General features: G+C 54.4%; 20 protein-coding genes. 9 read left to right on the forward strand and 11 right to left on the reverse strand.

Translation table 11 applies throughout. The features are described 5' to 3' along the window. Positions 1 to 9: 9 nt before the first annotated feature. Positions 10 to 978, reverse strand: a complete 969-nt coding sequence (gene htpX, locus OZX72_RS08355) for a zinc metalloprotease HtpX (RefSeq protein ID WP_277158233.1) — start codon at positions 976 to 978, stop codon at positions 10 to 12. Between the two features lie 307 nt (positions 979 to 1,285). Continuing rightward, positions 1,286 to 2,764: an FAD-dependent oxidoreductase gene (locus OZX72_RS08360; protein WP_277158234.1), complete on the reverse strand. Its 1,479-nt coding sequence runs from the start codon at positions 2,762 to 2,764 to the stop codon at positions 1,286 to 1,288. A 461-nt stretch (positions 2,765 to 3,225) separates the two neighbouring features. Here OZX72_RS08360 and OZX72_RS08365 point away from each other — a divergent pair, with 461 nt between their 5' ends. From OZX72_RS08365 to OZX72_RS08380, 4 genes are all read left to right on the forward strand, one after another. Continuing rightward, positions 3,226 to 4,302, forward strand: coding sequence for an ABC transporter substrate-binding protein (locus OZX72_RS08365; protein ID WP_348519680.1), 1,077 nt, complete (start codon positions 3,226 to 3,228; stop codon positions 4,300 to 4,302). Between the two features lie 213 nt (positions 4,303 to 4,515). After that, positions 4,516 to 5,334 carry an ABC transporter permease gene (locus OZX72_RS08370; protein WP_277158236.1) on the forward strand — a complete coding sequence of 273 codons (819 nt, stop codon included), beginning with the start codon at positions 4,516 to 4,518 and terminating at the stop codon, positions 5,332 to 5,334. 209 nt (positions 5,335 to 5,543) lie between these two features. Next, positions 5,544 to 7,076: a DUF805 domain-containing protein gene (locus OZX72_RS08375; protein ID WP_277158237.1), complete on the forward strand. Its 1,533-nt coding sequence runs from the start codon at positions 5,544 to 5,546 to the stop codon at positions 7,074 to 7,076. 334 nt (positions 7,077 to 7,410) lie between these two features. Beyond that, entirely contained in the window at positions 7,411 to 7,593 is a 183-nt protein-coding gene (locus tag OZX72_RS08380) for a hypothetical protein (protein WP_277158238.1), read from the forward strand. A gap of 72 nt (positions 7,594 to 7,665) precedes the next feature. Here OZX72_RS08380 and OZX72_RS08385 read toward each other — a convergent pair whose 3' ends face one another. Beyond that, on the reverse strand, positions 7,666 to 8,649 hold the full coding sequence (locus OZX72_RS08385) for a hypothetical protein (protein ID WP_277158239.1): 984 nt from the start codon (positions 8,647 to 8,649) through the stop codon (positions 7,666 to 7,668). A gap of 299 nt (positions 8,650 to 8,948) precedes the next feature. Then, a complete protein-coding gene (locus tag OZX72_RS08390; protein WP_277158240.1) occupies positions 8,949 to 9,620 on the reverse strand; it encodes a histidine phosphatase family protein in 672 nt (223 codons plus the stop codon). Positions 9,621 to 10,024: 404 nt separating this feature from the next. On the opposite strand from OZX72_RS08390, the gene OZX72_RS08395 reads away from it, so the two are divergent. Then, positions 10,025 to 11,383, forward strand: coding sequence for an MFS transporter (locus tag OZX72_RS08395; RefSeq protein WP_277158241.1), 1,359 nt, complete (start codon positions 10,025 to 10,027; stop codon positions 11,381 to 11,383). A 258-nt stretch (positions 11,384 to 11,641) separates the two neighbouring features. Here the strand turns inward: OZX72_RS08395 and OZX72_RS08400 are convergent, their stop codons facing one another. From OZX72_RS08400 to mvk, 3 genes are all read right to left on the reverse strand, one after another. After that, on the reverse strand, positions 11,642 to 12,262 hold the full coding sequence (locus OZX72_RS08400; RefSeq protein WP_277158242.1) for a GtrA family protein: 621 nt from the start codon (positions 12,260 to 12,262) through the stop codon (positions 11,642 to 11,644). Positions 12,263 to 12,324: 62 nt separating this feature from the next. Next, complete coding sequence (gene mvaD / locus OZX72_RS08405) at positions 12,325 to 13,437, reverse strand: diphosphomevalonate decarboxylase (protein ID WP_277158243.1); 1,113 nt, start codon at positions 13,435 to 13,437, stop codon at positions 12,325 to 12,327. Between the two features lie 227 nt (positions 13,438 to 13,664). After that, positions 13,665 to 14,732, reverse strand: a complete 1,068-nt coding sequence (mvk, locus tag OZX72_RS08410) for a mevalonate kinase (protein ID WP_277158244.1) — start codon at positions 14,730 to 14,732, stop codon at positions 13,665 to 13,667. A 459-nt stretch (positions 14,733 to 15,191) separates the two neighbouring features. On the opposite strand from mvk, the gene OZX72_RS08415 reads away from it, so the two are divergent. Further along, positions 15,192 to 16,295, forward strand: a complete 1,104-nt coding sequence (locus OZX72_RS08415) for a glycosyltransferase (RefSeq protein ID WP_277158245.1) — start codon at positions 15,192 to 15,194, stop codon at positions 16,293 to 16,295. A gap of 32 nt (positions 16,296 to 16,327) precedes the next feature. On the opposite strand, the gene OZX72_RS08420 is transcribed toward OZX72_RS08415, so the two are convergent. Continuing rightward, positions 16,328 to 17,290 carry a glycosyltransferase family 2 protein gene (locus OZX72_RS08420; RefSeq protein WP_277158246.1) on the reverse strand — a complete coding sequence of 321 codons (963 nt, stop codon included), beginning with the start codon at positions 17,288 to 17,290 and terminating at the stop codon, positions 16,328 to 16,330. A gap of 157 nt (positions 17,291 to 17,447) precedes the next feature. Further along, positions 17,448 to 18,881, reverse strand: coding sequence for a DUF2142 domain-containing protein (locus OZX72_RS08425; protein WP_277158247.1), 1,434 nt, complete (start codon positions 18,879 to 18,881; stop codon positions 17,448 to 17,450). Between the two features lie 148 nt (positions 18,882 to 19,029). On the opposite strand from OZX72_RS08425, the gene OZX72_RS08430 reads away from it, so the two are divergent. Further along, entirely contained in the window at positions 19,030 to 20,073 is a 1,044-nt protein-coding gene (locus OZX72_RS08430; RefSeq protein WP_277158248.1) for a glycosyltransferase family 2 protein, read from the forward strand. Positions 20,074 to 20,130: 57 nt separating this feature from the next. On the opposite strand, the gene OZX72_RS08435 is transcribed toward OZX72_RS08430, so the two are convergent. Beyond that, positions 20,131 to 21,522, reverse strand: a complete 1,392-nt coding sequence (locus OZX72_RS08435; RefSeq protein WP_277158249.1) for a DUF6056 family protein — start codon at positions 21,520 to 21,522, stop codon at positions 20,131 to 20,133. 183 nt (positions 21,523 to 21,705) lie between these two features. Here OZX72_RS08435 and OZX72_RS08440 point away from each other — a divergent pair, with 183 nt between their 5' ends. Both OZX72_RS08440 and OZX72_RS08445 read left to right on the forward strand, forming a co-directional pair. Then, positions 21,706 to 23,598, forward strand: a complete 1,893-nt coding sequence (locus OZX72_RS08440; protein ID WP_277158250.1) for a rhamnan synthesis F family protein — start codon at positions 21,706 to 21,708, stop codon at positions 23,596 to 23,598. Positions 23,599 to 23,622: 24 nt separating this feature from the next. Then, positions 23,623 to 24,711 (forward strand): acyltransferase, encoded by a 1,089-nt coding sequence (locus tag OZX72_RS08445; RefSeq protein WP_277158251.1) that lies wholly within the window; start codon positions 23,623 to 23,625, stop codon positions 24,709 to 24,711. Between the two features lie 83 nt (positions 24,712 to 24,794). Here OZX72_RS08445 and OZX72_RS08450 read toward each other — a convergent pair whose 3' ends face one another. Then, positions 24,795 to 25,628, reverse strand: a complete 834-nt coding sequence (locus OZX72_RS08450) for an NAD-dependent epimerase/dehydratase family protein (RefSeq protein ID WP_277158252.1) — start codon at positions 25,626 to 25,628, stop codon at positions 24,795 to 24,797. Between the last annotated feature and the right edge of the window lie 87 nt (positions 25,629 to 25,715).

A 25,715-nucleotide genomic window follows, 5' to 3' on the forward strand; every position in this document is an offset into this window, starting at 1 on the left:
GCTGTCGAATCAGTACGCAACCTGCGTGGATTCGTCGGAACCCAAACGGTTCCAGCGTGTCCCTCTGCTCGGACCAGCACCGACGCCTTGCATCTCACGCGCCATCTGCATCAGGCGATTGATGCGATCCTGCGTCGGCGGGTGGGTGGAGAAAAGGCGGCTGAAACCTTCTTCGGAGAACGGGTTCGCAATCATCATCGCGGCAGCGGATTGGGTACCGGCGGTCTGCGGCATCGGATTGGCCTGCGCGCCGGAAGTAATCTTGCTCAGCGCCGAGGCAAGGGCCGCCGGGTCGCCAGTAAGTTTGCTGCCGTCCTCGTCCGCATCATATTCGCGGGTGCGGGAAATCGCCAGCTGAATGAGCGAAGCTCCGATCGGCGCAAGAATCGAACTCAAAGCCACCCCGATCAGGCCAAGAACGCCGGAATCGCGGTCATCATTGTCTCGCCCGCCGCCGAAGAACATCAACATATAGCCAAGGTAAGTAATCACCGTCGCCATCGCACTGGCCACTGCCGAGGTGAGAATGTCGTGGTTGTAGACGTGCATCAACTCGTGGCCGAGCACGCCGCGCAACTCGCGCTCGTTCAGAATCTGCAGGATTCCCTGCGTGCAACAAACGGCGGCATGGCGTTCGTTGCGGCCGGTGGCGAACGCGTTCGGGCTCATGGTCGGCGCGATATAAATGCGCGGCATCGGCTTGCCGGCACGGGCGGAAAGTTCGCGGACGATGCGGTAAAGCTCGGGCGCTTCTGCCTCGGAGACCTGCCGCGCACCCATCGAAGCGATGGAGATGCGGTCGGAGAACCAATAGGAGATAAAAGTCGAGGCGAGGCCGATGAAAATATAGTAGATAAGCGTGTCGCGGCTGGCTCCGGTAAGCCACCAAATAAGCATGATGATGGCCCACATCACGCCGAAAAGCAGTGTGGTCTTGAGGCCATTGAGATGGCCATGCACTTTAATCTTGGCGTCCATGTATCAAAGCCTAACGAACGTGCCTGTACTTTTGCTGAACGCCAGCTGTGACTATGCGAGTACGAGATGCTTTTCTCCTCAACGCAGACCACTTTCCGTGAGAAAAGCACCATTTTGGCCCATTTTTAGTGCTTTTCTCCTCAGTAACAACCGATTCCAGTGAGAAAAGCACCTTTTTAAGGCTATTTTGGTGCTTTTCCCACTGACACTGGCCTACACTGCGGAGAAAAGCACGAAAAAGGTGCTTTCCGTCACAGCAACAGAAAGCACCGCAACGCGCCATACAGACTCTAATCGGCCAGAGTACTCAGCTCAGCGCAAGCGAACGCAGCTGGTCGGGATCGATGACCTTTTTGTGGTCGCGGCCCTCCTTCGCGCCCTCGGCACGCTCGTAGGCGTCGACCTTCTTCCAGCCAGCGAAGTCGATGGGCTTGACGCCGCGCGAGGCCAGCAGACGGTCGATGGACTCAGGGTCACGGTCGGCGGCAATGCAGCCTTTGCCGGCACCGTCAACGTCCTCGGACTTGGAAAGGTCTTCGAGCATGTTGCCGACAATCAGGAGCGCGTCAGACTTGGTGGAGCCGATCAGTCCGACCGGACCACGCTTGGCCCAGCCCGTCGCGTAGAGACGCGGGCGAACGGTGCTCTTGCCAGTTTCGGCGGTGAGCGCCGGTTCGGCGAGAATGCGGCCCTCTTCGTTGGCCAGCACATCGCGTTGCTCGTCGTAGGCCACGCCCGGAACGCTCGCCGGCTTGTAGCCGATGGCATGGTAGACGGCCTCGACCGGATAATCGGTGAACTCGCCGGTGTGACGCATCACGCCGTCAGCGCCGGTTTCGGTGTGCTCGACGTGAAGGCCGACGACCTTGCCGTCTTCGCCCAACACCTCGGTAGGTGCGGAGTTGAAATGAATGTAATACTTCTTGGTGGCGGGGTTGCCTTCGAAATCGACACCGCCTTCGTCTTCCATATCCTCGGCCATATCGCGGATGGCGTAGAGTTCCTCGACCATCTGGCGGGTCAGCTTGTCTTTGCCGGCCTGCTCGATGGTGGCATCGTCGAGGTCGAAATCGTCCTCATTAATGATAATCTGCACGCCCGGCAGTTTCTCGAGCTCGCGCAGCTCCTGCACGCTGAACTTGGCCTGGGCCACTCCGCGGCGGATGAAGAGGTGTAGCTCGCGCGCCTTGTTGGACTTGATGCCTTCATAGACATTGTCAGGAATATCAGTGCGCGCCTTGAGGTCGTCGGCGTTGCGCATCAGTTCGCGCGAAACGTCCATTGCCACGTTGCCGCCGCCGATCACGGCGACCTTTTCGGCGTCAAGCGGCCATGTGCGAGCGCCGGTCGGGTAGCCGTCGTACCACTCCACGAATCGCGCGGCACCGTGCACGCCGTCCAAATCGGCTCCGGGAATAGTCAGCGGGCGGTCGGCCACCGCGCCGGTGGCGAACAACACCGCGTCGTAGCGTGGCATCAGGTCGTCAAGTGTCAAATCGCGACCGAATTCCACATCGCAATACAAATGAATATCGGGATTGTCAAGCGTCTTCTCGAGCGCGTCGGCGATGAACTTGATGGCCGGGTGGTCGGGCGCAACGCCGTAACGCACGAGGCCGAACGGTACCGGCAGCTTTTCGAAGAGGTCGATGCGCGCGTTGGTCGGCAGACCAAGCGATTCGCCCTGCTTCTTCAGTTCACGCAGGAAAATGTCGGATGAATAGACTCCCGCAGGGCCGGCACCGACGACGGCAATGCGGAGTGTGTTACTATTGTTTTCGCTCATAGTTCTAGATTAACGCACCGGGCCATATCTCGGAAGCCCAAACCGTAAGAGATTGGTTACAATTCAACACAAACTGTTACGATTTCACCTCAACAAACCATATATTTGTGCCCCCTGATGCCTATACTTGAAAGCAGTTCGCGCGGTTGGTGGCAGCAACTGCGCCAAGACGATTTAGCAAACGCAAAAGCTCGGAAACATAGGCTTCGCGGCGATGTTGATTGATGAAAATCAAGATAACCGCAGTACCGATTGGCACAAACCTCTTTCCAGACTTACGATACCGGTTTGATTCGTCGCGCGGACTCCTCACCTTTCCGCATGCGTCGTCTCAGGCCGCAGAACAGACAAGGTGATTCACAGTGAGCATCAAAACCGATTTTCTGAGGATTTTTAAGGGCAACGAACGATTCAGCGGTTCCCGAAATGACGCCAAAAACAATTTCAATGATTACCGCAAAATAATACGCAAGGCCACGGCAGTCGTCGGCGCGGCGGCACTTGGTCTTTCGCTTGCCGCCTGCGGCAACACGTCAGGTAACGGCACTACAACCGACGCCAATGGCAAGCCGACCTTGACCTTCATGCTCGACTGGACGCCGAACACCAATCACGTTGGCCTCTATGTGGCTCAGCAGCTCGGCTATTTCAAAGACGCCGGCGTCAACGTGAAGATCCTGCCGACCGCCCAGGCCGGCGCCGAAACCAGCGTGGAGAACGGCGTGGCCAATATCGGTTTCTCCAAACTGACCGACCTTGCCAATGCCAATGCGCACGGTGCCGACTTGAAGCTCGTCTTCGATCTGACGCAGAAGCCCATCGCCCGCTGGTGCAGTCTCAAAAGCCGCACCGACATCAAGACTCCGAAAGACTTCGCGGGCAAGACCTTCGTCACTTTCGGCTCGGCCGAGCAGAGCGCTTCGGTGCGCCAGATGATCCGTTACGCCGGAGGCGACGGTGACTTCAAAACCGCGACGGCCGGCACCAACACCTTCCGCACACTCACGAGCGGCAAAGGTGATTTCGCCGGATTCTACGCCAACTGGGAAGAGGTCGAGTCGCAGCTCAACGGCCCGGCGCTCAACTGCTTCGCCGCCGACAAGTGGGGTGTGCCTGGCAATCCTGACCAACTCGGCTTTGCGGTGAAGAATTCGTGGCTTAAAAACCCGCAGAACGTCGCCAATCTGAAGAAGTTCCTCAAGGCTGCCCGCCGAGGATACGATTACGCGCTGGCCAATCCCGACAAGGCTGCCGATATCCTGGTCAACCAGACCAAGACCTCGCATCTCGATCCGAAACTCGCCAAAGCCTCGATGGAAAAGGTCGTGAAAGAAGGCTACTGGAGCGGCAACAGCATGAACGACGACACCACCAACGGCAAGCCCGACCAGAAGCTCACGGCCACGGTCAACACGGAAGACGGCCAGAAATACCTGGACTTCCAATACAACGCCGGCACCTACACAGATTCGCACAAGAAGAAGCTCGCCCGCGCGCCCCAGGCCGCCGAGCTTTCGACCAACAAGTATGTGGAATAAGATTCTCAACCACTTGGCACACATCATGCGAACTTGAAAAATGATTCAGTTATTCTCACTTTGGTGCTGGGGAACAGCATCTCGAACGCAGTCAAAGTCCGTTAACCAGCACCAAACTGCAAGAAAACGCAGAATCGCATATTGCTGCCGGGAAACCGCATATTAGCGATGATAAGAATCCGTTTAGCAGCACCAACACAATGAAGGAAGACCATGACAACGAAACAGAAACGCCAGGCAACGGCTTCACAGAGTTGGTGGCGCAAGGCGTTGCCACCGACTATCACCATCGGTGCGGTACTGGTCGTCTGGCAAGTAGCAGCGAGCGCACACCTCGTTTCCGAAACCACACTCGCTTCCCCTGCCGCCATCGTTTCATCGATGATTGCGACTTGGCCCGACCTGATGGCCGCTACAGCCGTAACCACCGGCGAGGCCTTGGCCGGATTCGCGATTGCGGTCGTCGCCGGCATCGCCATCGGCATCGGTCTCTATGCTTCGAAAACCGCCAACCGCGCCATTTATCCGCTGCTCGTGGCCGCGCAGACCATCCCCATCATCACCATCGCGCCCCTGTTCATGATCTGGTTCGGCTTCAACCCGGTCGGCAAAATCACGCTGGTCGCCATCTTCGGCCTGTTCTCCATCGCCGTCGACACCTCGCGTGGCCTCACCGCCGTCCCCCGCTTCTATCAGGACGTCGCGCTGACCTGTGGAGCGACGAAACCATGGACGCTGTTCCACGTGAAACTTCGCGTCGCCGGCCGCCAGATTTTCTCCGGCATCCGCATCAGCGCCGCCTACGTTTTTGGCACGGCCGTCACCGCGGAATACCTCGGCGCGACCAACGGCCTCGGCGTCTGGCTGCAAGGCGCGTTCAATTCCTTCCAAACCGCGATGATCTTCTCCGCAGCCATCGTCGTAGTGGCATTGACCGGGATTCTGCTCGGCTTGGTCTCGCTCGCGGAACGTCTGCTGCTTGGCCCGGCGGACAAAGACGACGCAATAGCGCTCGATGACAGCGAATACTGATCAATTCGCCAAAAGCCGTTAGACGCTTTATAAGTTATTCCTAAATCGTTTGACCAAAAACCTATCCTAAGTTGCTGACTCTCGACATCTTCGGCTAAACTGAAACAGACATATGAGGTCGTATCTCCACGCTGTATCTAGACGATGCAGATATTACCAGCTATGAAGAATATGCATAGAAGACGGAATGGTTCAACGAAAGGAAATCGATGAACGACACCAACCCTCAAACGAACGAGGATTACACAAATCCGGAGCAGAATCCGCAATCAAGCGAAGACGCTTCTCAAGCATCCGACAGCTCCGAGAATCCCACTGACTCGTCATCATCGACTTCGCCGCAAACTCACGAGGACTCATCGATTGCGCCGCTGCATTCGTCCGATTCACCATCAACTGAAACCGATGATTCAAATCAGCCGCTAACACAAGAAGCGTCGCCTTCGGCTTCTCAATCCAATCAGCATGAAGGTGGTTCGCAATTGGCGTTTTCCCCGGATCTTCCGCCTCTGCCCGGCTCGTTGCCACAATATAATAAGACGTCACAATACGACACGCCGGAACATCTCGCTTCGCAAGCAACTCCGCAGTCCGATGCCTCGCAGGCGGATTCACAGTACAGCGGCCCGCAGTCCACGCCCCAATCCGGTGCCTCGCAAGCGGCTGCGCAATATGATGCGGCGCAATCAACGTCTCAATACAGCGCCACGCAATCAACCCCGCAGTACAGCGCCGCGCAACCTGCATCGCAATACGACACTTTCCAGCAAGCCCCGTACGATAGTCCCCAGCAACCCCCGCAATACGACAACCCCCAGCAATCGCAGGGCAGCTTCCAACCACAATTCCAGGCAACCCCACCCGCAGGCGGCCAAGGCGGCATTCCTGCGTTCAACGGAGGCATGCCCGGCCAACCTTACGGTAATCCAAACCAAGGTGGTTTCGCATCGCCAACGGCCGTCCCGCTGAACATGCCGTATTATGGCTGCCCGCCGATCGAGGCCGTCAAGCGCTTCTTCCAGAAGTACGTCAAGTTCTCCGGCCGCGCCAGCCGCAGCGAATACTGGTGGGTGCAGCTATTCATCTTCATTGTCTACGTCATTATTTTCGTGTTCGACGAGCTGCTGTTCCACACCGGTTCAAGCTTCATCGACTACATCTGGGAAGTTGCGATTTTCATACCGCAAATCGCCATCGCCATTCGTCGCCTGCATGATTCGAACAAATCCGGCTGGTGGTGGATACTCCCCTACGGTTTGGAGTTCGCAGGCGTGTTGATTCTTGGATTCTCTGTTGGATTCAGCCTCGGCGGACTCCTGGCCAACCCAACATCCGCGGTTGCCGACGCTTTCGGAGCCGGCGTCATCGGAGGGTCGCTTTTATGTCTCCTCTTCCTCCTCGTGGGCTTCATTTTGCAAATCGTTCTTATGGTGCTTGGCCCGAAACCAGAAGGTGCACGTTTCGACGAAAATGTACCGCCGATGAATCCAATGAATCCGGGAAATCCGGCAGGCCAGTACGACCAGTACGGTCAGTTCGTTCCGCAACAAAATCCCGCTAACCAGCCGTATTCGCAGGCTCAGTATCAGTCCGCTTCCGCGGGGAATTCGTATTCGCAGGCGCCATATCAGCAAGCTGCTGCGAATAATTCGTACGCTCAGCCGAATAACGATTTCAACGCAAGCAATTACGGAAACTACGGAGGTTACACAAACAGCAACGGCAATAACTTCGCACAATAAACGGTAACCGTTAAGTCCGAAGGCCTTTTGAATCCATCTGCCAGATTTCAGGTTACGAATCCAGGGCCTTCGGTCTTGGCAGATAAACCGATTACGTTATCGTCTGACTAACGGTATCCCGAAAATCGACGTTCATCACTTTTTCGTTCATCCGTCCGTCACAAAATTGTTCGGATTTATGACCAATCTCATATAATTCAAAATTTGTGGTTTGTTTGCATAAATAAGCCGCATTATTACAATAATTCAATATCCACAGATACGTACGTCCAGCGCTTGTTGGAGCCAATCCAACGCACTGCGGTGTGCGTGGCTGATTAGAAGGGAAAGCAAAATGAACACAGCTGATTCGACTGGAAATCCCCAAAATACCAACGTTAAAGAACCGCCGTACGACGCGAATACTCGGCCAGGCGGAGGCCATGACGGCAAGACCTTCCTGCCCGGTTCCGGCGGGGAGCCTGCAAGCGGATATACGGGACCCACCGACATGGGTTCCAAAAAATCCAGAAAATGATACAAACTATTCGATATATACGAAAACGTGCGCTGTTGCAATGTTGCCGGCAGCGCACGTTTTCGTATATATCTACAACTCCACCGGCGGCTTGTTCTTGTCCTCCGGAATATCCTTGAACTTTTCGGCCAGCTTGGCCTTCTTGATCTTGTCTTCCTTTTCCTTTTCGGCCTTTTGTGCCGCAACCGGATCGTAGACGACGTCGTTGTGGTGTTTCTCCCACTCGGCCTTCGCAAGCGGGGAAACGAATTCGGCCACTGCGTCGAGGGCGCGCGCATCGTCTCCGGAACCGGCTGCGTCGCTATACTTGGCGACCAAATCCTTGAACTGCGAACTGGTCAGGTACATGCGCGGAATCGACATGCGCTCGCACAGTTCGTTGATATAAAGCATAATCGGAGTCGCGTTGCGAGCAGCGGCAGCAGCAGTATCCGCATCGCTGGAACTATCGACATCCTTTTCGACCAAACCAAGCAACCCGTTAATAGCGGCCAATACTACTGCGAAACGCTGGGCCACGCTTTCGACGTCAGAACCGTGCGGCGTGGAATCGTCGTCGGCATCGCCGTCCTGCCCGTCTTCGCCTGATACGGCGCTGGCACCTGCGGCCTGCTCAATCTCCTCAAGCGCGGCAGCCACGGCCTTCACTGTTTTCTCGTCCCAGCCGACGTTGAGGTCTCCGGCACCGGCCATGACAAGCGAAGTGTCGCCGTTACGGGAGTAGTCTTCCATCTGCTCGTAGGCATCATTGACATCAATCAGCGCGTCGACCATCGATTGCGGGCGGCCCGGTATGCTTTCTGCGCCCTCGTAAACGAACTCGGCATCGGCCATCGGGATTTCTTCGCCGGTGATGACTTCGGCCACTGCGCGGCAAACGAGTACCTGCAGGTCCTCGGCGTATTTCGCGTCGTTGCTCAGCTTCTGAGCCGTGTCCAACGGCCAAAGCGCAATGAGATCGACGCCGGCCTGCGCCGCATCCCGCACCTCGGGCATCAAAGCCAAACGAGCCAACTCACCATCTTTGACGATCCCGCCTTCAATATCAACCGCCATATTCGCTCCTTTGCCTTCTGCCAACTGCCGGTTTCCTCACTCTATCGTAATCCATACTCGGCTATGACGACGCCGAGATAACCACCGCAAACTTTACCGAGTTGGCTAACAGAAGATTCACGACGCTCTGGCATCTTTTTGCGTCACAAATCCACCAGTAAACCCCACTACCAGCACATTCACGACGCAAAACCGCCCCATAGCGTCGCAAATCCGCCACCAGGCAAGGATAGCAGAGAATTCACGACGCAAAGCCACACTCCAATGTCGTAAATCCTCCGCAGCAACGCGGCCCTTCCCTACCTCACGTCTTTAGCCGGGTCGACGTAGGTGATATGCAGCATCTTGCCGGTTTTGCTGTCGTAGGTAATCGAGGTGATCGACGCGAGCGCGGTATGCCGCAGCAGCATGTTATGTTCGGGATGACCAGTTTCCAGCATATGCCGATAGCTCCAGATCGGCGATTCGTGGCTGACGATGATGACCTGCGCGCCGGGATGATTGCGTACCGTTTCCTGCGCGAAGTCGCCGACCCTCGCGGCGATATGCCGGTAGCTTTCCCCCCAGCTCGGTCGCCAAAGATTACGGAGCAGTTTAAGACTTCGCGGCCGCCACAGTGCCGCTTTGCCGTAGCCGATGCGCAAACCACGGAATTCGTTGCCCGCCTCGATAAGCCGCGGGTCGGTTTCGATGGAGAGTTCCGCTTCCCCCCGGGTTACACGCACTGGGTTCAGCGCGGCCAGAATCGCCTGCGCCGTTTCACGCGTGCGGTCCAACGGTGAGGAATACAGCGCCACCGCCTGGTTCATCTGCGTGTCGGCAGCGATATAACGCCCGCTGGCCTGGGCCATGCGCAATCCCAACGCGGAAAGGTGGAAGCCAGGAAGGCGCTCGTACAGCAGATGGCCGGGATTCTCGACCTTGCCATGACGGACGAAATGCAACGTGGTCTGCTCTCCGGTTGACGACATGAACAGCCTTTCCTTGAATACCTCGATAACCCATTACTCGCTTCGAACGCCGCCAATAACGACGCCCTTCTTAACTAGTAACAGGGTACCAGCGAGGGTACCAGCGGCTCAGAGCGCAAGGCGCGTTCCCCGCAAAATCCAAAGCCCGGAATAACCCGATGAATACGTTCGCAAAAGTTTTACGTTTTATGCTTCGTCCACCGCACAATTTAGGGCGTGTTGGGTTGCATGACCACTAAAGTATCGAGGCTGAGAGTAGAGAAATTGGGGTATCTGCCATCCTTCTGAATCTCAAAGCGATGCCTTGAACAATCCACACAAACCGCTCGCGCGCCAACCGGATTTCTCTGCTGCCACAAACCGCAAGACTTCCACCACACACCCTGAAAGGAACCCGTAAAGTCATGCGCTTTATACCTGTCTCCGGCCTCAAGGACGCCTCCCACCGCCTCTTCGGTGGCTATGCCGAACTCTTGCGTATGCCGCACACCGCGCGCTTCGCCGTCGGCTCGGTCATCGCGTGCATGCCCTTTCCGATGGTCGGCATGACCATCACCATTTCGGTGCAGCATTATTACGGCAACTACACGCTCGCCGGCGCGCTGAGTGCGGTGCAGGCCATCGCGTTGGCGATCATGAGTCCGGTGCTCGGCAAGCTGGTCGACAAGTTCGGGCAACGACAGGTTTCCATTCCCACCATCGTCGTGTGGATTGTGGCGGCCACGGCATTGGTTTCATGTATTACAGCACGCGTTCCTTCGTGGATTCTATTTGTCATTGTGCCGTTCATGTCGGCGATACCGCCGTGGGGCGCGATGTCACGCAGCCGCTGGGCGAATCTGCTGCGCGGCGACCGCGTACGCACCGACCGGGCGCTTTCGCTTTCCGGCGTCTTCGACGAGGCGATGTGGGTCATCGGCAACCCGCTGGCCTCGACCTTGGCTGTGATTTCCGGGGTGCTCGCATTTTCCGTGACCGGTATGTGCGTTATCGTCGGCGCACTGATGTTCCTGACCGAACTTTCCACCGAGCCTCCGTCACAGACCGAACTTGCCCGCAAAGCCGGCATCTCCCGCAAGGAATACCGGCAACGCGAGGCTCTGAAAGCCGCCAAGTTGCGCGGGCAGGCCGAAGCCGCGGAAGAGAAAGCGGGCTTGCTCAAATCCGGCCAATCCATCTGGGGGCCTGGTCTCATTGCCATGTGCGTCACCTGGTTCGGCCTCGGCGCCTTCCAGTCGGCCGCGTCGATTTCGATCATCTCGTTCGCCACCGAACAGAGCATGAAGCAGTACACGGGCTTCGTCTTCGCGTGCTTCTCGTTCTCTTCGATGATCGGCGCAATCTTCTATGGCGCAAAAAACTGGACCATTCCGCTGTGGAAACGCTTCTATTTCTGCCTGATCGTCGTCGACCTCGGTACAGCCACGTTCATGTTCGCCCACAATATCTGGACGATTATGATCGTTTACCTGCTGATCGGCGTCTGCCAGGCCCCGACGTGGATCAACGGCAACCAGCTGATGCTGCACCTCGTACCGCCGACCCGCTTCACCGAAGGCATGGCGTGGACCAGCGCGATGAACTCGATCGGCGGTTCCGCAGGCTCGGCCATCGCCGGTGTCTTCATCGATCGAATGGGTTCCCACGGCGGTTTCCTTGTGGTAGCCGCGCTCGCGATTACCTCGCTGGCCCTATCGTTCCTTGGTTTCAAACAGATCAAGCAGAGTACCGAAACCCCGATGCTTACTCAGGTTACGGTTTAAGGTGCAAGGCCGGAGGTGTGAAGTGCAACGGAGCGGATGCATGAGATTCATCGGCCCATATCCCACACCACGCACATGCCGATACCTCATACATCTAGAAAATGCGTCTTTCCCCGCACTCCGCACACATTTGTGCGGGAAAAGTCCTAATCAGCTGCGCTAAATGCGTCTTTCCCCGCACCTATACCCTACTTAGTGCCGGAAAAGACGTATTTTGCTATTATTACAGACTAATTATTCGCACAATAACGAAAACACTTACTGCCAACCTTTCGGGGTATGAGCAATAGACCACTCGCCAAGCTTTTGAGCGAACGTTTTGCGCTTGGGCTTGGCTGCGGAAGTCGGAGTTGCGCTGGCAGTGCCGTCAGAAGCGACTGCCGGAGCATTCGCATTATCGGACGTACCGAATTGCGCATTTGCGGATTCGGTTTGGCTACCGGCTTTGCCGTTTTGTCCCGAACGGTCGTCGAGCAGCCACTTTCGGATAATGAAATTCCAGATGGCGACCACCACGGTGGCGACGATCTTGCCGATGTTGGTGCGCAGAATATACATGCCATGTTGCGTGACGGCTGCGTTGGCGGCCATGCCAAGTGTGCTCATCCAGATGATCCACTCGTTGATGAACAGGCCGATGACCGAAGAAACCAAGAAAATCAGCGCTTCCATCCAGCGGGCCATATCATCGCGGTGCTTGAAGACGTACTTCATGCTCGCCCAGTAGTTGAACACCAGCGAAATCAGGAACGAAATGGTGCTCGCCACCACGTTGTTGACATGCATGAAAATCAGGATGTTCATGATGCCTTCGTCGATAACGAAAGCGACGACGCCGACCAGGCCGAATTTCACCAGTTGTTCAATAAGCTTTTTCACAAGAGACCATTTAACTACTCGCGCCTGCCAACTTTATGCAAGAATGCATAATTACCACTGATTCATCGCATGGAATCTTCGAAACGCACGCCAGCGCCCGGACGATGGATCGCAATCTCACAGCCCGGCAAGCGGTTGCGCAGTTCATCGGCAACGCGCTCGGCATCGCGGCCGTCGGTCAGCACTTTGACATTCGGACCGGCGTCCATCGTCGACCACGCGCCCAAACCGGTCTCGCGGATTTCCGCCACGGCGCTCAGCGCGGCAACGGTTTGCGGCAACCAGTAGAAGATGGCGGGACGTGAAGCCATCATGGCCGCGTGCATGCCGAGCGCGTTGGCCTCAGTGATTTCGCCCAAACGTTGCACGTCACCTTCACGAATCGACGCGAGCGCATCGTCCAGATCCTTGCCGCAGGAATCAATCCAAGCACCATAAAGCGGCGAAGTGGCAATGGTGCGACGCATGGCCTCACGACTGGAAATCGGCTTTTTCTCGCCGGAAATCAGCACAACAATAATGGCCAAATCCATGTCGCCGGAATCGACCGGCTCAGCGTACGAACTCTCGTCGTCGTGCCCGGCGTTCCATTTCACCAATCCGCCGAACACCGACCGGCAAGCGGAACCCGAACCGCGGCGGGCCAAACGCGACAGGTTGCGCGAGCTCAGCTCAAGTCCAGCAGCCTTGGATGCAGCAGCCGCGAGCGCCGCAAATGCCGATGCAGAACTGGCCAAGCCTGCTCCGAACGGTACGGTATTTGTGGAAGTCACGCGTGCAGGAGATGCGATAGACGCTTTGTCGCGCACAATATCAAGGAACTTCGAGACGCGGGTCAACGCCGGACCTTGTTGCGCCTTACCGTCGATGGTCAGGGAATCACAAAACGATAAATCCTCGGTAGCCATCGGACCATTCTGCAAGGCCGATGCCTTATTGGACGTCGCAACCGAAAACTCAGAGCTTCCGAAAGAGGAATCAGACAAAGCAAGCGACGCCGTATCCGGCTCACCGAATTCGACCGTAGTGCGCGTGGAAAGACCATCTAGAGTCAAGGAAAGGCTCGAGGCACGCGGAATAATCAAATGCTCGTCCGCTTTGCCCCAATACTTAATCAGCGCAATATTGGCGTTCGCGACGGCGGTGGCCTTCTTCTCAGACCTCGCTTGCTTCATGGGCTCCATACGCGAAACGGGACCCGGATGCCTTTGCGACTCCCGCGTTTCCGCCATATCCGATACACTGACCTTCACAATTCACGAGTTTATTCCGCTTGGTCGGGCGGGACTATACAAATGCGAGACTATCCACCAAACCCGCAGAATTCAAAATTATTCACAATCATCAAATCCTGTTATTTTGTGAATCTGCCACCACGCAAGCCTTGTTGCGAAACGCTTCATCACGCAGCTACGAAAGACCTGCTATCGTAATGATTCTTGGCTTCACCAGTATCAAGGGACTGTTTATTCGAGACTTGTTCAAACAACGGGTGAATCCAGACCTCGCGAGCGCCTTCGCGTAGCAATGTGCGCCTGACATTTTGCGCGGTTTGCTCGTCAGCAGCCAATGCAATCAGACAACCACCCAAACCGCCGCCGGTCATTTTCGCACCCTTCGCGCCAGCTGCGCGCGCCGCCGTGACCAGGTGATTGACCAAAGGATGGCTGACGTTGAGTTCATCGAGCAATCCGTGCGCACGATTCATGCGCTCGCCAAGCATTGCCACCGTGCCCAGCTCGAGGTCGGTTTCGGAGGCGCGGGCCAGTTCGCCCAGCTCATCCATGATGGACTTGACGTGCGCGTGATCCTGCTCGTCCTCTTTGTGGACGTTGCCGACTGCCTCGCGCGTGCTGCCGGCAATACCGGAATCCGCGATGACCAAGTAAGCCGGCATATCGACGCGCATTTTCTCGATATCGCCGGATTCGAACGCGACCAAATCGCGCGAACACGTCGTAGCCGCGTCAAGACCGGACGGATTGCCGTGCGTGATGACTTCGGCCTCGTTGGTAAGTTTCAGAATTTGTTCTTCGCTCGCCGCGACATCACAGGCGTCGAGAATCGCACGGATCACCGCACCTGCGCTGGCCGCCGACGAACCCATGCCACGACCCGCCGGGAACGAGCTGTCTGTAACGACGTCGAAGGCGAGGCCCGGATAACCGGCGAATTCCGTGGCGACCTTGACCGCACGTTCGAGCCCGCCGAAACGGCTTCCAGCTTCGGAAAGCGAGCCTTGATAATTTAAGGCCTTGAGGGTGCCAAGAGATGCTTGAGAAGAATCCTCAGAATGGCGGAAATCGCTGATAACGGTATGCGATGCACGCACCGGCTCGACCGGCGTGACCCAAGCCCGCATTTTCAACGAAAGCAGCGGCGCGGCGACGGCAGGATACCCGTAAACCACGGAATGTTCACCCATGAGAATGACCTTCGCCCAGGTCTCGCCATATCCCATGTGTACCATCTTGAGCCATCACCTTTCACGATTCATACATCTCAAACGGTTATCAATACCCAATGCTTCAACATGCCTGGCTGCAATAAATCGCGATATCAAGCCCAAAGCGGACTTTAAGCCCAGCCAACGAAACGCATGACAATATATTGCGTATCGATTGCTTGTCGCACATATCGCGACTTACCGCGGCTTTCATCGTCACCAATATCGGCATTGATTGCCTACCGATTCCCGAGTCTAGAAATCGATTTGTGAACTGTGCGCAAACGAGCGTGAAGATAGTGGAAAGGCAACCCGGATTTGTGTGAACTTTAGCCTCGCGCATTTACCTTTCCTTCACCGTCTTATTTCATCGTCACAACTCACCTCAGCATTTATCACTTTACGTAGTCGCTTTGCTCGACCCTCTCATCTCACCGCCTCACCCGGGTTTCGCCTTCCCCACCAGTCTCTACACTTGAGAACATGACCAACACCGCAGAACCGCTCGTTTCCATCATCGTGCCTGTGTACAACGCGGCCGATTACCTGCATTATTGTGTGGATTCGATTTTGGGACAAAGCTACCGCAACCTTGAAATCATCCTCATCGACGATGGGTCGACGGATGGATCGGCGGAACTGTGCGACAAATACGCGAGCGCCGATCAACGGGTCAAAGTGATTCACCAGGCCAACGGCGGTATCGGCAAAGCGCAGAACGCCGGGCTTGACGCGGCGAGCGGCGAGTATATCGCGTTCTCCGATAACGACGATATCCTCGACCGGCGCAACATCGAGCTGCTGCTGCACGCGCTCGTCTCCACTGGCGCCGACATGAGCAAAGCGCGTTGGCGCCAGTTCGGGGTTTCGCAGCTTGACGAGGTCGCCGCCGACGCACAAAAAGGCGCGGCCACCCCCGACAAGACCACTGTTTTCTCGCATCCGCTCCACGCCTACCAAACCGTATTCTGCAAATCGCTACGGCTTCTGGGCACGGCACTCAGTCGCGCAACCGAAACGAAATACTTCAACGAAGCCAATTGGTGCCGTCTCTACCGTCGAGAACTTTGGGGTGGCATCCGCTTCCCCGAAGGCGTCTACGCACAGGACACCGCCATTTCCTGTATGCTTTACGCGCGAATGGGCAAAGTGGCCGACATCGATGTCAACCTCTACAACTGGCTGCAGCGCCCGGATTCGGTGACCCACAATATGCGCAGTGCCTCGTTCTACCACGACCACGTCGCCGCGTCGCTCAAGAACATGGATATCTGCCGCGAAGACGACGTGCTTCCCGCTCGCAGCTATTACACCTTAGTAAGTAATAATAAATATGAGCAGCAAGCAGCAAAGTTGGAATCAGCAGAAGACGGCACCGGCAATACCAATGGAATCAATACCTCAAGCGCCCCAGCGACAGAAAACAAAATCTCACAGACACTCGATACTGCGCAAAGCGACAACGAACAGACCAAAAAAGTTCTGCAACAGCTGAGCACCTTCCAACGTTTGGAGTGTGCAATGCTCCGCATCATCCGCCTGGCCGAAAAATTCGTCTACGACCGCGAAATCAAGAACATGAAGTAAAGCGCCAACGCTTTCCTCTTTGAGAAGAGGCCTCAACGTTCCCTTTTGGCGTCTTTCGAGGCGTTCATCCCGCGAATCTTACGCTTGCCGGCACGCCAGCCTCGCAGCATCGCGCCAATCTTCTTAGCCTTATCACGTTCGAAAAGCAAGACGATGAGCGCGTCGCCGACGATGCGGGCCACCGCATGAAACCACGAATATACACCGAGTTTTTTGTCGATATACAGGGCGTTGCGCTCGATATAGTACCAGCGGAACGGCGCATGATTCCAAGCAATCGGATGTTTGAAGCCAAGATTAACCGTCCGGCTTTCGCCGATTTGATGCGGCATCACCACGGCTTTGCACTCGACAATCGGATATCCCGCAGCCACGAGCCGACGCGAAAAATCGAAATCCACCCCGTCGATAAAGAGCCAATCGTCAAACCCGCCGATCGCCCGCCACGCAGCGACATTGGTCAGGCTGCCTGACGTAATACATTCATCGTTCGAGCGCTTGCTATGGAAAACCGTGCCGTCCTTGCGGTTAATCAGCAGCGGGCAAACGATGCCGACCCGAGATGGACCATTGGAATCATTGGCACGCTTAGAGCCATTCCCGGAATTCGTCGAATCTAAGACATCAGCAGAATCACTCGACGCACCAACCCCCATAGCAGCCGCGTCGTCCTGATCCTTCAAACAACGTCGATACCCGTCAATCATCCCATCAGGAATCTCGGAATCATCATCCAGCGTGAGCACCCAATCGAACCCAGCCTTTTCGGCCCATTCAAAAATGCGATTCAGTGCCAAGGCAACGCCAAGATTCTTCCCGTTACGCAGCAGCGTGACCTGCGGATACGCAGCCACAAAATCAGCCACCTTATCCACATTTTTCGACCCGTTGTCGACGATAACGAGCGCCTCAACCTGCTTCAGCAGCGCAGGCACGCTCCCTCGCAAATCGTCCAAAGAGGGGTTAAACGTCACCATCCCCGCTGCTATACGCATATCCGTCCGCCCGCCTTTCCGTCCACACTTGTCAATATCAATCATAAAGCTCAAAAGGATTCGAGAAATTCAACAATCCTCCATCAAACGATAAACCGACAAAGACCGACAAGAGCAATCCTCATCATCGCTTTATCTTTATTCGCAGGAAAAGCAGTTATTGACGATAATCCAAATCGGCTCTTGCCGCCTTATCTGTATATCCAATAGTAAGTAGAAGAGGCAAGAGTGGGAAGAAATACCGTTCCTCCATACCCATCAAATAATCGTTCCACCCCATATAATACAGTCTGTTCCATATCATCGCTTCGATGGCATAAATCGCGAGAAGAATGAGCACGAGTATGACAAGTGAAGTTAACGCGTAGCGATAAATCGCAATCCAAGATTCATTTTTCTTCGTTTTAAATACACGACGGTTGTAAACGATATAGCCAAGCCACGCAACGATTAAAACGACGAAAGCCGCGACATCAAACGAGTACTTGGGCGCATTCTGCCAAAGCGCGGAAAGAGTGCTATAAAGCACCATGGCCACTATCTTCACAGGCCTTTTGCCCGCATACGCTACATTTTTGGCAACATTCACATTGGGGAACGTGCTGCTGAACATAGCGCTCCAGACCCCATAAATGGGTAGGGACACTAGCATCGAAACAACAACGAACACGATCTTGCGTTTGGTGGACAACACCTTTTTCGGCAAGACCATCACCAGCAACGCGAGCGCGACATACACGCCCTTGCAAAATACCAGCAATGCGGTAAGGGCAATCAGACCGGCCAATGTGCCATTGCCCATTCGCCTGCCCGACTCCGCACATTTCAACAAAAGGGCGACGAATAATGTGGCCACGCTTATGAAAAATGCATCGGCCATCAGACTCGAAGCCATGAAGACCGTCATTGGCAGAACACCGAGGACCGCAAGAAACGCCTTGCCCCGAGGCAATATCACAATCGCCAACGCATACAACGCCAGGAACAGCAGGAAATTGGTAATTCGGCCCAGCTGCCAGTTGGCAAACGGCGAAAGCCCTATTTTCATACCAATCCAGACGCCAAAAGCCTGAGGCGCGTAGACAATCGGGAAATACTGATTGGAACGGTTGGTCAGAGTTTTAACAGGAATCGTGACGGTGAGAGCATGCTGCCGATCCGTTGATTCCTGAACCACACGATGTTTGTCATACAGAAAATATGACAGGAACGAAGAATGGGGATGCCTGCCGCTTTGGCGAGAAGCCTCCTGGTGAAATTCCTCAAGCAAATCGGATACCATGCCGTTGTGCATGCCGGTACGAAACAGATAGCGCGAGTCTCCGGTGATGTGCTGTATCCTGACCTGGTTGCCATATGGGTCTTTGTGACCCTGAACCGGGCTGAACTCCTGACCGGTCACGACGGCGTAAATCGAATTGGCGTGAAGATCAGTATCGGGAATGCTCAAAGGCCCCGTCGTCTGGATGAACATGGCGCCTTCGACGGCGCAAACCACTACAAACGCAAGCACAATCAGCAGATTTCGTTTCGCGCCGACAGTTGGTTTCGCTGACCACACCTTCAGCAATCGCTTCAGCCGATCATTCAATGGCCAACCACCTTTAACCTATACACACGAAAAGAATTTATCTATGCCAATATCCTATAGACACACATGGAAACTACGTCAGACAAAAGCCGCTAAACAAAGGATGGGAACCTTTTTCCTTTGCCACCCCACGGTATAATCTGGAAACATGAGCAGACAAGGGAAATCCACGAACCTCGACAATGACTCGGGCAACGATTCATCCAATTTGAACGATGATCCGAAAGTCGCTATCTCGCTGAAGCCTTCGCCGCTTCTGGCGTTGGTCATTCCCTGCTACAACGAGGAAGCCGCTCTCAAAGAGACTTCAAAAGTAGTCCGCAGCAAACTTGCAGCGCTGAAAAAAGACCATGCAATCGACGCCAGCAGCTTTGTCATCCTCGTCGACGACGGTTCCACCGACAAAACATGGCAGGAGATTTCCGCGCTCCACGACGAGGAACCGGAACTCTTCCACGGAGTGAAGTTCTCCCATAACCGCGGGCATCAGAATGCTTTGTACGCTGGGCTCATGCAGGCCCGGGCATTGAAAGCAGACGCCGCGGTTTCCATGGACGCCGACCTGCAGGACGACCCCAACGCCATCGATGCCATGGTCGAAGAATACCGGAAAGGTGCCGAAATCGTTTACGGCGTGCGCGACAACCGAGACACCGATACCGTCTTCAAACGCAGCTCCGCACATGCTTTTTATCGCCTCATGCACTGGATGGGTACCGAGACCATTCCCGACCATGCGGATTACCGGCTGATGAGCCGCGCAGCCCTTGATGCCTTGTCAGAGTATACCGAAGTCAATCTTTTCCTGCGCGGCATTGTGCCTTCGCTTGGTTTCAAAACAGCCAAGGTCTATTACAAGCGTTCCGAGCGCGTCGCCGGCGAATCAAAATACCCGTTGCGCAAGATGGTCTCGTTCGCCATCGACGGCGTCACCTCGTTTTCCGTCAAGCCGCTCAGCGCCATCACGGCCATCGGTGCGATATCTGTCGTCTTCGGCATCATCATGCTGATCTACACCATCGCGTCCCTGTGCGCCGGCCATGCCCAGGCAGGCTGGGCCTCGATCATGTGCTCGCTGTGGATCATCGGCGGCCTCATCCTCACCGCGCTTGGCATCGTCGGCGAATACATCGGCCGCATCTATCTGGAAGTCAAGCAGCGCCCGCGTTACATCATCGAGAAAACAATCTAACGGCCGCCTGATAATCGCAGAGATTCGCTATCGATTCCAATAAGCCGGACGTTTACCCTAGCCGAAGATATAGAGCTGGTATCCGACCCTCATAATCCTCGTGACGAAGCTGATTATATTGAGAACAGCGGGAATGAAGACAGCGATATAGATAACCTTATTCCTGAACTTGCTCTGAATCATTGCCAATATAATGATGATCAATACCGCTGAAACGTACATGCTGCGCGCGCCGGTCGCATAAATCGTCGGCGAGAAGTACATAACCATGCCGGCGCAGAGTGACGCCAATGCCAAGAAGAGAACCACATACTTCTGTTCAAGGAATCTCATCAGCAGCGCCACAAGGCAGACTATGAAAACAGTCCAGAATATGTACGGGAACAGCCAGTCGGCCACAGGCTCTCCCGGGCTGTGAACCTTGAATATGAAGAGAGACGTCCAAAGCTGCATCTTGGGTTCGGCGACCAGCAGGATGAGCTGCCCGACGATAACTCCCATCAGCCCATAGTCAAGCGGCTGCAACGTACGCTGCTCGTTCAACGAGGAATCATCCTGCGCAGAAGCAGCATGCTCATTGTGCTGGTAAGCAATGATCGAAACGACTGCCGCAACAGTCGTAAAAGCGATAAGGCCGAACAAGTAGTTGGCGACCTCGCCATATTGCCAGACAACGCCCTTATGGATTTTCGTCATCACAGAAAGCTGATCGAAATTAGGATACCAATGCTTGGTTTCGCTGACAGACCTCAGCCTGGAACCGGGGCAGACGAGTTCAATAACCAATCCGACAATCGAAGCGCAGGCATTCGCAGCGACCCCGACGTTGACTTTATGCTGCTTGACATAGAGGTAAATCAACGTAATGAGCGAAAAAGCGACAACACAAGGGCCAACCTGCTCGACACCCATCGAAGCCAAAAATGCGGCGATCACATAAAGGAATTTGTATTTGGTGTTCTGCCCGCGCACCGCATCGGACAAAAGAATACCACTGAAAACCGCCAAAGAAGCAGGCCACAAATAGACGACCGCACCGGCAAGCCAAAAACTTGAATTCAGCAATATCGTCGGCGCCAGAAGCCAGTATGCCGCATAGACAAATAGAACGGAACTCGCCCGAACCCTGTGGAAGGCAATCCGAGCGATGCTATAAACCAACAAGGTAAGGAACAGGGCATTGAAAAAGCGCCAGACGGTCTGCGGGAACGGAACGGTGAAAGCGGCCGAAATTTCGGAGAACACGCGCCCGGACCAAGTCTTGTAACGCATGATCACCCATTGGATGCCATTCATCCGCCGCAGCTCGCGAGCATATTTCGCATCGTCACCAGGGGCTCGAAGCACAAGGAAGGAAATCGCAAAAGTCGTCAGCCAGCAAACAAATAACGCAGCACCTGTCCGGAACTTATCCTTATGCAGGACTTTCATCAGTTGTGCTCGGTTCAAGAGATTTCCTTCCGATCCTGTATCGACTTGTGGAATAGACAATTTAACTATAGCCTACTATCGGCAAATTCCGGATTCGACTTGTCTCAATAAAACCCCTATTATTTAAAAGGCAAATTTTCTAGGTTACGTGTAAAGTTAAGGCATCGTTGTGAATATGCCTATGAGGAGCAGCAAAATCTTATGAAATTGTCTGAAACCAGCGTGAATCGTCTCGGCATCTTTTTCTTTTATGATGAAGATGGCATCGTCGACGATTACATTTCGACTCTCCTCGAAGGTCTTACGCCGTTTTTCTCGGATTTCACTGTCGTCGTCAACGGCAAGCTCACCAACGAAAGCCGCGTGAAACTGCTGAAATTCGTGGACAGCACCAAGCTCATCGTGCGGGTCAACAAAGGCTACGACGCCTGGGCCTATAAGACCGCCATGGATTCCTACGGGTGGGACAAGCTCGCGAAATTCGACGAAATCGTGCTCTTCAACGCCACCATCATGGGCCCGGTCTACCCGTTCTCCGAAATGTTCGAAGCGATGGACAAGCGCGACCTCGATTTCTGGGGCATCACCAAATTCCATCGCGTCGAAGAGGACCCGTTCGGCCGCAGCCCCTTCGATTATCTGCCCGAGCATATCCAGTCGCATTTCCACGCCTATCGCAAGAGCCTGCACACCAGCAAGGCGTTCCGCGACTATTGGGACAACCTGCCGGAAATCAAAAGCTACTATGACTCGGTCGGCTATCATGAGTCCCTCTTCACCAAGCGCTTCGCGGACAAGGGCTTCAAATGGGATGTCTACGTCAACACCGACGACCTTGAAGGCTTCTCCTATGGTCCCATCACGTTCGCGGCGAAGCAGTTGGTGGAAGAGAAGCGTTGCCCGATCATCAAGCGGCGCTCGTTCTTCCAGTGGTATGGCGACGTTATCTCCCAATCCGCCGGCAACCCTGCATTGGACCTTTTTGAATATCTGCGCGACCACACCGATTACGACACCGATCTGATTTGGCAGAACGCCTTGCGCAGCATGAACCTGGCCGATTTGATGAAAAACCTTCATCTTGACTATGTACTGCCGCAAAATCAAGGAACCGAGCTTCCTCAAGGCAAAAAGATCGCGTTGGTCATGCATCTTTACTATATGGACCTGCTCGATCAGACAATGCAATATGCACGCTCGATGCCCGAAGGCAGCGACCTCATCCTCACTGTCGGCAGCGAGGAAAACGCGAAAATCGTTCGGGATTACTGCACCGAAAACAATTTGCCATATAACGTCGACGTTCGTGTCATTCAGAATCGCGGCCGTGACGTCAGCGCCCTACTTATTGGCGGAGGCAAGGACCTCTTCAATTACGATTATGTCTGCTTCATGCACGACAAGAAGGTGACGCAGGTCTCCCCGCAGTCCGTCGGTGATGGGTTCCGCTACAAATGCTTCGAAAACATGCTGCCCACCAAGGAATACGTGGAAAACGTCATCAAGCTGTTCGAAGACAACCCACGTTTGGGAATCGCCATGCCCTCGCCGCCGAACCACGGCGACTATTTCCCCAACTTCACCTTCACTTGGGGTCCGAATTATAAAGGAACGAAGAAATTCCTCGAACACACCCTTGGCATCCACGTTCCTCTCGATGTCAAGAAAGAAGCGGTCGCGCCTCTTGGCACCATGTTCTGGTTCAGGCCCGAAGCAATGAGGGGCTTACTCGACCGAAATTGGAAATACACAGACTTTCCACCGGAACCCAACAAAATCGACAACACGCTTTTGCACTACATCGAACGCTCGTACTGCTATGTTCCCCAGTCCAACGGATATTTCCCGGCCTACATCTTCTCCGAGCGATTCGCGCGCATCGAGATCACGAATCTTGCGTTCGGCATGCGCGAGCTCACACGCGCCGTTTCTGACCCTTGGATGAAGAAGAATCTCGAGGAAACCAAGGGCGCGGTAACCGATGGCAAGCGTTTCCGTAAAAGTCTGCTGCGCGTAATCAAGAACCTCATCAAGCGCACGCCGATTATCGGACCACAACTCGTGAAAGCCCGCAAAAAGCAAGTCAACAAGTAACAGAGCGATAAGGAAGAATAAAACTTGACGAAAGAAGAAGTGCAAAAGACGCGACCGACACGAAAACCTCGCCTCTTTTACCTCGATTGGGTACGAGCAATTTCCGTTGTTTTCATACTGATTACACACTTCAACACCCCGGAGTTGCTGAAACACCCGATTTTCGTTAACTACCCTTTTCGTATTTTTCTTGGTGATTTAGGCGTCTCACAATTCTTGATTATTTCCGGCGCTGCACTCATGTACACCTACGGAGATGTGGAACATCTCAATCTCAAAGAATTCTATTGGAAGCGTTTCAAGTCCATTTTCCCAATGTTTTGGCTCGCGTTCCTTTTTGCCAACACTTTCCTTTACATCAAAAATGGTGGTGCGCCCTCGGTAAAAGCACCGCTTTGGACGATTATCCTCTCAATTTTCGGGGTGGACAGTTATGCAGCCGCGGCCGGTTACATTACGTTTGCGACAACAGGCGAATGGTTCATCGGCTTCATCATCATTTTCTATCTGATTTTCCCGTTGCTTCGGTATGGGGTAAAAAAACATCCTGCCATCACCGCCGCAATCGTCCTCGCACTTTATCTCGCGACGATAATCTTGAAGCCGACGTTCCGCACTCTCCCACTTGAACTGCTGCCGACATCTCGCCTGCCCGAACTGCTTTTTGGCATGTATTTCGTAAAGTACTTCAACAAGGCGAACACTCCTACTGGAATTATCGCCATCGTTGTTCTCGTTCTTCAGCAGATTTTCAACCCCATTCCCAATGCCATGGTGACCACCACCTTGACAGGAATCGCCTTCTTCCTGGCTCTGACATGGATAGGGCCGCTGCTTGAATGCCAACCGGTCAAAGTGCTAATCGGGACCATCTCTAAATATTCCTATGCTATTTTCCTAACCCACCACGTAGTCATCGAACAGATTTTTACCGTGGTCAAGGCATCCAGATATGCAAAGTACATGTCCGGCGCCTACGTACTTTTCTTCGCGGATTGCGTCATTATCATGATCCTGTCAATATTGCTATACAAAGCAGACGCCGGGTTCAAACAGTATGTTGCGCGAATGTTCAAGAAAACCGATGCTTCCGCTACGAAAATATCAGCTTAGCTAACTAATCACTTACATATTGATAGAGGACAAGATCCACCTGAACGGTCAATCCTGCCCTCTATCAGTATGTATAAGATTCTTTATTCAGCCATAATCTGACGAATCTTGGTGTCGTCGCCCCAAACGGCCGGGGAATCGTATGGACGGTCCGGGAAGGCACCATATTCAAGCGTGATATCAAGATTGTTTTCCTTGATATAGCGCTCGACGCGATCGGCCAGGGAAACAGGCTCGCCGCTGCAACAGTTGATGATTCCGTTGATCTTGTCCTGCGAAACGACGGCTGCAATCTGCTTCGCTAAAACATCGACGTTAATAAAGTCATATTTGTTCTTGCCCATGGTGAACGGGAACGTCTTCTTACCGTCCTGCGCAGCCTGCAGCAGCTTCGAGAAAATCGAGCTTCCACGCAAATCGTCACCGACGATGTAGTAGGCGCGAATCCACTGGGCGACGGCATTGTGCTCATCGGCCAGCTGCAAAGTCGCAGCACGCAACGCGTTTTTGGCGATACCATACATCGAAGCCGGGTTGCAGGGCGTGTTTTCATCAATCGCGCCTTCCCAATAGCCGACTTCATGCATCGTGCCCATCACGGCAATCTGCTTCAAACCACTGTCGAGCATCTGCTTGATAAAACGGTAATGCCCCGAAAGATCGCCCATATGCGCATCGGAATTATGCTTGAAGCCGTCCCGCCAAGCCATGTGAAGGCAAACGTCCGGGCTCCCCAGTTTTTCAAACAAATCATCGTCGGGCGCAAAAAGATCAATCGCCACTTGCTTGGCGCGTGGATCCAAATCGTGAGGGTGCCGGTCGGCTGCAATGACTTCCTGGCCACCGTCCAACAGCGCCTTTACCACATGCCGGCCGATATAGCCCCCGGCCCCAGTTACAAGAATTCTTTTTGACATAACTCCTTAGTCTATCAGCGTAGGCGTAACGCGGTGCTCCAAGTTTGTAGAAGAAGTTCGGTTTTTCACAAATCAACCATGACTTAT

Source organism: Bifidobacterium sp. ESL0769 (assembly GCF_029395495.1).
GTDB lineage: Bacteria > Actinomycetota > Actinomycetes > Actinomycetales > Bifidobacteriaceae > Bifidobacterium.